Genomic DNA, 9,554 nt, shown 5'->3' on the forward strand with positions numbered 1-9,554 from the left:
CTGTTATCAAGCCTTTGCAAGCAAACCTATGTCCATTTTGAGGTTATCGTGGTGGAGGATGGTTCGGAGATACCGGCGAAAGAGATTGTTGGGCGATACCAAGGGCGATTGGATCTTCATTATTATGTGATCTCGAACTCCGGCCCGGGTATGGCGCGTAATCATGGCGCTAGGCAAGCGCGTGGCGAGTATCTGCTCATACTGGATTCTGACGTGGTACTACCCTCCACGTGGCTTGAGCATATACACGACTCGTTGAATCATTATCCGGTGGATGCGTTCGGTGGCCCGGATAAGGCGCATGCCTCGTTTTCCCCGATCCAGAAGGCGATCAATTACGCCATGACCTCATTCCTGACGACCGGTGGTATCCGCGGCGGGAAGAAAAAGTTGGATAAATTTTATCCCCGTAGTTTTAATATGGGAATAAGGCGGGATGTATATGAGTGTCTGGGCGGTTTTTCCGGCATGCGATATGGTGAGGACATTGATTTTAGCATACGGATCATGGAGGCTGGTTATCGGACCCGGCTATTTCCTTCGGCATGGGTTTATCATAAAAGGCGGACGGATCTCACGCAGTTCTTCCGTCAGGTACGTCATTCGGGGGAGGCCCGGATCGCGTTGAACCGGAAACATCCCGGCTCATTGAAGCTGGTACATTGCTTACCGGCATTATTCACGTTTTCAGTCTGTCTATTGGTTATCGGCTCATTCTTTTGCCGCTTGTTTCTGGTGCCTCTTATTATTTATGCCCTTTTATTGTTTGTAGACGCAATGTTCCGCAATAAATGTGATTTACGTGTAGGGTTGTTATCTGTAATAGCCTCTTTTACGCAATTGTTTGGATATGGTACTGGGTTCCTTAGAAGTATTATTTGAATGTTTATCTATTTATATTTTAGAACAACTTATATGAAAACAACAAGACTTTTTTCTTTCTTAATTTTAATTAGTTTAGTATCAAACGCAAATGCTCAACTCCGGGTTCTTTCAAATGGACGAGTACAAGCAGGCCTTTTAAAAGACAATAATGAGGACTTAGGAAATGTAACCTCTATGCAGATATATGGTCGGATAGGGGATGCACGCGCAGGTTCGAAATTAACATTTGGTGATTTTGGACAATATGCAAATCAAGGTTGGAATGTGTTTGCTGGAGAATATGGAACCACGGATACGGATCAACTTTGGTTGCATGGGAAATTGGGTATTTATATGACTACAAATGGTTATGCTAACAATGTCGTGGCGTATTACAATCCGGCTAGTAATACTAATTTCGTGTTCAATACGAATCTTCGTGTGAATGGAGTGAATATAACTTCAGACGCTCGCTTGAAGGAAAATGTAGAGTCGCTGCAAAATCCATTAGCTCTTTTAGAGCAAGTGAATGGGGTCTCTTATTCATACAACCTCTCTACACTTGAGGAGAATAGGGAGCAGGATGAGTCTAAGTTCTCTGCCACATTGGATAATGGGATATCGGGAAGTTCCTCCGATTCAGAGGAGATTATGGATGCCGCTACTATCGCAAAGATAAATAGAGACAAACAAATCCAAGCAGAGATAGATCGAAGAGAGGCAGCGGAGGCTAGTCGTAAACGAATTGGTTTTTTGGCTCAAGACATACAAAAGGTATTACCCGAACTTGTACAAACGGATGAAAACGGGATGATGTCTATAGATTATATAGGTTTTATTCCGCTTATCGTAGAAAGTATCAAGGAGATGCAACAAACGATCCAACAACAGAATGAGGTGATTGATAATTTGCAAGCTCTACTATCGCCGGAGGTACAATCTCAATTACGTTCGAGCACGACTTCCACAAGTAATATAAGTGCTGTGGATAGCGCAAAATTATATAATAGGGAAGGTGCTTCTGTCTCTTATACCTTACCGGCGACGTTTGTGTCTGCTAGTCTACAGATATTTGATGTCACAGGTAAACCCGTGAAAGTTATTAAGTTGGATAATGGAAGTAGTAATGTGGTAGAAGTAAGCCGTTCGGAACTTGGTTATGGAACGTTTATTTATACGTTGTTTGTGGATGGGAAGAAAGCGGATACTTTGAAGAAGTATGTAAGTCTGTAATCTCAAGGAATTAAAAATAGAAATAACAGAATCATAAATTCTTTGATATGAAAGAGAGAATCGTCTTTTTTACATGTATCGTATTGACTTGCTTATTTTCCCCGTTATCATCACAAGAGGTTGACACGAGAAGCTGTGTGAGTACTTATACAAATCAGACAGTTTCATCAAGTGTATCAGTTTTGGGCTGTAATACGTTGGCTGTCCAAAATGTAACCGTGGCAAGTAATGGTAATTTATCTCTTTCCGCTCCGGCGCAAATTACGATTAATGGGCCTTTTGAGGTAAAGTCTGGCGGAATTTTGAATATTAGGCAATCCCAACAAATGATATTTACTTATACTTATGATGCGTCAGGAAATAGAACAACACGGCAATTTAGTGCGATGGCTTCATCTTTGGAGGCCGTTCCCGTAGACCAAGAGGAGGATTGATCAAAATATAATTTAAGTATACTTATAGATGAAATTAATATATTTATATACGATAGGGATATTTATCATGTTTATGTCCCCATCTTCTTATTTATGTGCCCAAGGAGTTGCTGAGAATAATCAATTTTTCGATTGGAAGGAAAGTGATTACAAGGCTTATGAGGATTCTTTATTGAAGGCTTTATATCCTCCGGTTATAGCGAAAACTGCAGAAAATCCGGAAAGGTTTTCACAGCAACCTCAGGCTTTTGTTCCTAAAGCCATATCTGATAATACTTACGTTCCGACTACAGTTACAATAGATAAATCGAAAGCTGTAGGAGAGATACCGATACAAACAGGTGTTTCCCCGACTGGAGCTAAAACCTATACGGTTCCCATACAGGTTTATCCGGGTATAAATGGATTTGAACCCCAATTATCATTGGCTTATAATAGCCAGCAAGGAAATGGCATCGTTGGTATTGGATGGGGTATTGGCGGTGTGCAATCGATCATGCGTACGAGTAGGAATATTTATTATGATGGTAAGCCCCAAGGAGCTTTACGTACGAAAGCGGATGCGTTCGTGTTAGACGGGATGCGTCTTATAAAGATCTCAGAGAATGCGACAACTATTAATTATGAGTCCGAGCAAGGCAATATAAAAGTAAAAGCTTTTTTGTCCGGCGATGTCGTGAAATATTTTGAGGTATTTTATCCTAATGGAACCAAGGGCATATTTGGATATGCCTCAAATACAAGCAATAAGATCTTTTATCCGATAGTTTCTTTGTCTGACTTGCGAAATAATCAGATCCTATATACTTATGTCGAGCAAGAAAACCATTACAGATTGACAAAAGTTGCTTATAATGGTGCCTCTGTGGAATTTCAGTATCAAGCCTCACGACCGGACCCCTTGGTCTCTTTTATAGGGGGGCTTAAGACAGGGGAAAGCTACTTGCTGGCTAAAATCATCAGTAAATTAGGCTCTACTGCGCTTTGTACGTATAGCTTGAGCTATAAAAACCAGAACAATAGCTCAGTTTTAAGCCAGATAGATTATTCCGCCTCCGGGCAATCTCTGAACCCTATAAAGCTTTACTATGGAGAAGGCATAACAGATGGGTCTTATGATAATGGTTCTGTCACACAGCTATATAATTGGTATGAATCAACGGATCCTGCTCGTATCAAGGTAGTGAAAGGAAGGTATGATTATGCGTCGGGGGCAGATGGTTTGATCTCTTTGCCTAATGAGAATCCCTATTGGGAGCATTACAGACATTCGACGGCTTTTCAGCATTCCCAGAATAGATATGACAATAAATTCACCGGAGAAGAGAAAATCTATCTTTATGCCGGATTGAATAGCGAGTACGCTTCCCCCATGCCCAATCTTACGACCGGAGCTAATTTTATCGATATCTTTTGTGCGGATTTGGAGGGAAAGCAAGAAGAGCATATCATAAAAGTAAACAATGGCGTTTCCGGTGATAATGATCAAGTGACTTTCCGTGTATATAGGGCCAGTTTGACTGTGGGATTGGTATCTAAATATACACGGACTTTTAATTTCCCGACCGTATTGACCGATGCGGATGGGGCAAAGAGCATACATCCTAAGTTTTATTATACAGGGGATTTCAATGGGGATGGAAAACAGGAAGTACTAGCGGTCTCTTGCCATCATCCTTTTGGAGAGACCAGTAAGACCTCTAAATGCTATATATTTGATTTGGAAAGTGGTAAGGTCTTATATCAGAGTTACTTGTTTCCCTATAACGTTAATTTTGTAGGCACGGAGCAGCCTGATCCTGAGGACGCATTTCAGAAAACAGATAGACTTCTGGTATTAGATTATGATGGAGACGGGAAAAGTGACATCGCTCTTATTAATGACTCCGGGGTAAATATATATACTTTTGATGTTTCCGGTAGTACTTGGACGGGCCGAAAAGTCTCTACTTATACCGGATTAAAAAAGGTGGATCTAAAAGATCGCTCGCTGTTGCTGGGGGAGATCAACGGAGATGGGCTTATGGATTTGCTGGTATCTCCGAAAAAAAAGGATCCAGTCTATACGTGGGCCGCTTATAACTCGATGGGAGATGGACAATTTTATAAATCCACGTTTGCCGGTACTCAAAACTCGGGGATTTCTACGGATGGCTTTTTGCTACAAGATGTAAACGGGGATGGTATGACAGACTTGATCCGGTATCATAGCTCCGGTTTCTTCACTTACCTCGCTAAGAAAAATAACGTGGGTTCGGTTGAATGTGCCCAAAATTATACATCGAAATCAATCTTGATCCCGACTAATATAAACAGTCATAATTATTTTAGTCAATTGGTCAGCTTGAAGAATGGAGTGGTTACAAAATATTCATTCAAGAGGAATGACAATAAAGGCGTTTTGGCCACGGGTATGGCGAATAGTTTGGGAGTGGTCGAAAAGAACACATACCTGTTGATGAATGAGGAGGCCATATCTTCCGGTACTTATGCTAAGGGTGCGAACGCTGTTTTCCCGTATGTGGACATTCAAGAGTCTATTCCTGTCATAGCCTTTTCCAGTACTTATATGAAAGGTAACCGGGTTGATAATTTCACTTTCACGTACCGAGGTGGTGTTATTCACCGCCAAGGATTGGGGTTTAGGGGATTTGAGAGTATATTCCGTACGAATTTGAAAGGGCAGCTTACGGAGCAATATTTTGATCCTTATAAATATGGCATATTGAAGAGTGAGGTTTCACCTGAGGCGAAATCGACCTATAATTTTGCCGTTAATGTTCAAGCCAATAAAACGGTCAAGATACGTTTAAGCAATAAGACAGAGCAGGACTTGCTTAAGGGTATTACTGCTACTACCGCTTTTGTATATGATACTTATGGAAATGCGACGCAAGAGACTATCACTTACACTGGGGGTATTACGGTAAAAAAGGCGAACACATTTTATAACAATACGGCAGAGAGTGGATATCTTATTGGTTTCTTGACCGATCAGAGCGTGACTACTACTCGTAATAGCAGTACTTATACCGAGCGAATGAATATTCCTTCGCATACGAACGGCTATGCGAATAGCAAGGTGTTCTATAAGAATGGAAATAAAGCGAAAACTTACGAGTATGTTTATGATACTCCGGGTAATATCACAAAAGAGACGCTATTCTTGTATGGTTCGGATAAAGGGCTGAAGACCGAATATGCTTATGATACGAACGGTCGATTGAAAAAGGTGACAAACCCATTAGGACTTGCAAATGAGTTTTCTTATAATACGGAGGGGCGTATGTCTTCTGAGAAGGACCACCGGGGAAAGTCTACGGCGCATACGTATGATCCATTTGGTCGGGAGACAAGTGTCACGTTCCCTGATAATACTACCGCTACTGTATCTTACGGATGGTCGGAGGAAGGGACAAACGCTTTGTATGCCATAACCCGTTCTGTGACGGGTAAACCTACTACTAAAAGTGTATATGATGCGTTGAATAGAGAGGTAAGAACGGCCGAGACTCGTTTTAATGGCAGTTTTCTAAAAACGGATAAAATTTATGATAGTTATGGAAGGGTGCAAAAAGTCTCTCGTCCGTTTGCCGGTAGTTCGGCTACGGCTTGGAATATCTATAGTTATGATACGTATGATCGCTTAACCGCTATATCGGAACCTTCCGGAAGAAAAACGACTCATGGTTATAGCGGCAATAGTATAACAACGGTGGAGGATGGAATCTCTGTCAAGCGGACGTATGATGCGTTGGGCAATCTTATATCTGTGGTAGACCCAGCAGGAACGATTACCTATAATCTGCGTCCGGATGGACAACCTTCTTCTATCGTCGCACCGGGTAACGTGACTACTTCATTTGGTTATGATGGTTTCGGCCGTCGGACTAGCTTGGGCGATCCTAGCTCTGGTACGACAACTTATGCTTATGACGCATCCGGCAACCTATTGAAAGAGACGAACGCAAATAATAAGGTTATCAATTACACATATGATACGTATAATCGCCTTAAAACGGCGACTTTACCAGAGTTTACGACTACATATACTTATAATGGCTACGATGAGTTGACGAAGGTCTCTTCTTCTGTCGGAACTTCCATTGATTATGTATATGATGCGTTGGGTCGTCTGTCGAGCCAGACAGAGACGGCGGTAGACAATAAATATTTACGAAAGGATTATACCTATAACGGAGGAAATGTAAGCTCTATTAAGTATACGTCTCAATCCGGAGTTTTGACAACCGAGAATTATAATTATGCGAATGGTCATTTAGTTGAGACCAAGCTGAATAACCAAACATCCATATTTAAGCTCACGAAAGAGAATGACATGGGGTTACCTACCGAGGTACGCTCCGGTGCCTTATCTCGTACCTATGGATATGACAGTTATGGATTCCCTACTTCCAGGAAGATACAGAAAACAGGGGTGACCACATTCCTCCAGAATATGGAGTATGTTTTCGATCCTGTTAAACGGAACTTGACTTACCGGAAAGACATTAATGTATCCCAAGAAGAGAAATTCTCTTATGATAATCTTAATCGTCTGACTTCCTACAAAGGGCTTATGGCAACTTATGACGCGAAAGGAAATATCTTAACCAAAGGGGATGTCAGTGGTACATTCGCATATAATACAAGTGGCAAGCCTTACGCCATATCTTCCTCTAGCGTGGCAAATGGTATTATGTCTTCCGCCACACAGGTTATTAGCTATACCTCTTTCAAGCGTCCGAACGCTATTACGCAAGATGGTAACGTGGCCTCGTTTACCTATAACGGCAATCAGCAGCGTGTGAAGATGCAGGTGGCTAAAGGGGGTAGCCGTTTGTTGACCCGCTATTATTTGGGGGATTGCTATGAGATCGATGAGACTCCCTCGGGTAATAAGGAGAAGCTGTATTTGGCGGGAGAGAATTACTACGACGCTTCGGCGGTATTGGTGAAGGATCATACGAATAGCTGGAAACTTTATTATATAGGTCGTGATTATCTGGGAAGTATCACGGATATCATCACCGAGGCAGGGACGAAATACGCGAGTTATAATTTTGACGCATGGGGTCGCCAACGTAACTCATCCAGTCACGTTTACATCCCTTCGGGGCAGGAGGTAGAGTTGTTCCTTGGTCGTGGCTACAGTGGCCATGAACATCTTAAGGAGTTTGGTCTGGTAAATATGAACGCCCGCCTGTATGACCCGGCTCTGGGTCGTTTCCTCGCTCCTGATCCGTTTGTCCAGATGCCGGACTTGTCCCAGAACTTCAATCGTTACAGCTATGCCATGAACAACCCGTTGAGGTATGTGGACGAGGATGGAGAGTTTATCCATATTATAATAGGTGCGGTTATCGGAGGAACAGCAAATTTGATCTATAAGGCTGTATCGGGTCAACTTCATAGTTTCAAGGATGGATTTGCCGCATTTGGTATTGGAGCCGCCGCCGGAGGTTTGGGGGCTGCGACTGGTGGGTTGGCCTTTGCCGCTGCTGGAGGTGCCGCCGGGGGAATCGGAGGCTTTTTGGCTGGAGCCGCCGCAGGTTCGGCGAGTACGGCGGTGATGATGCCTGTCCAAAGTGCGGGTAACTCGTTGTATTTCGGGGACCAGTTTATGAGCTTGAAGGATTATGGCTTGGGTATTTTGGGTGGTGCCTTGACAGGTGGAATCGGAAACGGTATGGTTGCCGCCTTGAAAGGTAATAACTTCTGGACAGGTAAGGACGTTAAATTCGGACGGACGATCTTCTCGTTCAAGAACACGGCGACAAGACCGGCACCGGAGATGAGGTTGATGGAGGCATCTACTCCTTCAGTAAATGTAGAGCGACCAAATCTAACTGCTACAGGAGATAAAATATCTGTGGCTAATGATCATAATACTTATACTGTTTATCAAGGAGTTGATGCAAATGGAGATGTACGTTATATAGGGATTACTAGCAGAAAGCCAGAAGTTAGATTCTCAGAGCATTTGAATTCAGGGACGAATAGGGCTACACTTGATTATAGACCGATACAAGGAACTGGGAACTTAAATAAGTTAGATGCTAGAATAATGGAGCAGAAATTGATAAATCGATATGGAATGCAGAAGAATGGAGGTTCTTTATATAATTTAAGAAATGAGATAAAACCTAAGTTTTGGGATAAGCATGGAATAGGTAAGTATTAATTTATAAAAATATTATCTTTACTGCAAAAAAGAAACTTGTGATAATATGGCAAAACGAATAGTGACAAAAATGGGAGATATTTTTTGTGTAGAAATAGATAATGGTTATAAAAGATTTTTTCAATATATCATTAATGATATAGAAGCTTTGAATAGCTCTGTAATACGAGTTTTCAAGACCCATTATCCCATGGATTATAGGCCGATTATAGAGGAGATTGTGATGGATGAGGTAGAGTTCTATGCCCATACGGTTTTACGTGCAGGGATAGTTTATGGGGCTTGGTACAAAGTTGGCAACTCAAAAGAGATAGGTGAAGGTCATAAGGATGTTCTATTTGGAACAGCTAGTGATGTCCGAGTTCTTCCAAACAAAGAACTTGAGTTTGTCAGTCCTTCGGAGAATTGGTATGTATGGCACATTAATGAACCTCCTTTGTTTGTAGGTAAACTTACGGAAAAGTATAAGGATTTAGAACAAGGTGATGTAATGTCTTATGTTTCTATAATTGATAGGTTGAGAAATGGAAGGTATATGCGTAAATGTCAAGGGAATGGATAGTTATGAAAAGAAACAGTGAATATAAATAATATGAAAGAATAGATAGTAGAATGGCTTTTGAATTTATGCCGTAACGAGGTAATACCAGAAAATAATGTAACATTAAATTTTGGTGTTTTTGAGTCTATATTAAAAAATAGGCTGTTTCGTGATAGAAAATGAGACAGCCTATTTTTTTGTTTGAGTTTTGTATATGTACTGATGCCGAGCTTATTTCTGAACTTGGTAGTGTTTCACTTAGTGTGTCCGGAGCCGGTCTTTCGGAGTCTTTAGATGT

Annotated in this window: 5 protein-coding genes; all 5 read left to right on the plus strand. The window is 41.6% G+C overall.

Annotation, left to right across the window (positions count from 1 at the left end):
- Positions 1 to 882, plus strand: an 882-nt coding sequence (locus tag DW033_RS23615; RefSeq protein ID WP_122383223.1) for a glycosyltransferase family 2 protein, incomplete at its 5' end; no start/stop codon positions are given.
- 177 nt (positions 883 to 1,059) lie between these two features.
- Complete coding sequence (locus tag DW033_RS23620; protein ID WP_010182629.1) at positions 1,060 to 2,097, plus strand: tail fiber domain-containing protein; 1,038 nt, start codon at positions 1,060 to 1,062, stop codon at positions 2,095 to 2,097.
- Between the two features lie 47 nt (positions 2,098 to 2,144).
- On the plus strand, positions 2,145 to 2,531 hold the full coding sequence (locus tag DW033_RS23625; protein ID WP_008778959.1) for a hypothetical protein: 387 nt from the start codon (positions 2,145 to 2,147) through the stop codon (positions 2,529 to 2,531).
- Positions 2,532 to 2,559: 28 nt separating this feature from the next.
- The gene (locus DW033_RS23630; protein ID WP_121962021.1) at positions 2,560 to 8,715 is read left to right on the plus strand and encodes an RHS repeat-associated core domain-containing protein; all 6,156 of its coding nucleotides are present in this window, start codon (positions 2,560 to 2,562) and stop codon (positions 8,713 to 8,715) included.
- A 46-nt stretch (positions 8,716 to 8,761) separates the two neighbouring features.
- A complete protein-coding gene (locus DW033_RS23635) occupies positions 8,762 to 9,277 on the plus strand; it encodes a hypothetical protein (RefSeq protein ID WP_022193033.1) in 516 nt (171 codons plus the stop codon).
- Positions 9,278 to 9,554 lie beyond the last annotated feature (277 nt).

The sequence above is a fragment of the Parabacteroides sp. AF39-10AC genome (assembly GCF_003635405.1).
GTDB classification, from domain to species: domain Bacteria; phylum Bacteroidota; class Bacteroidia; order Bacteroidales; family Tannerellaceae; genus Parabacteroides; species Parabacteroides distasonis.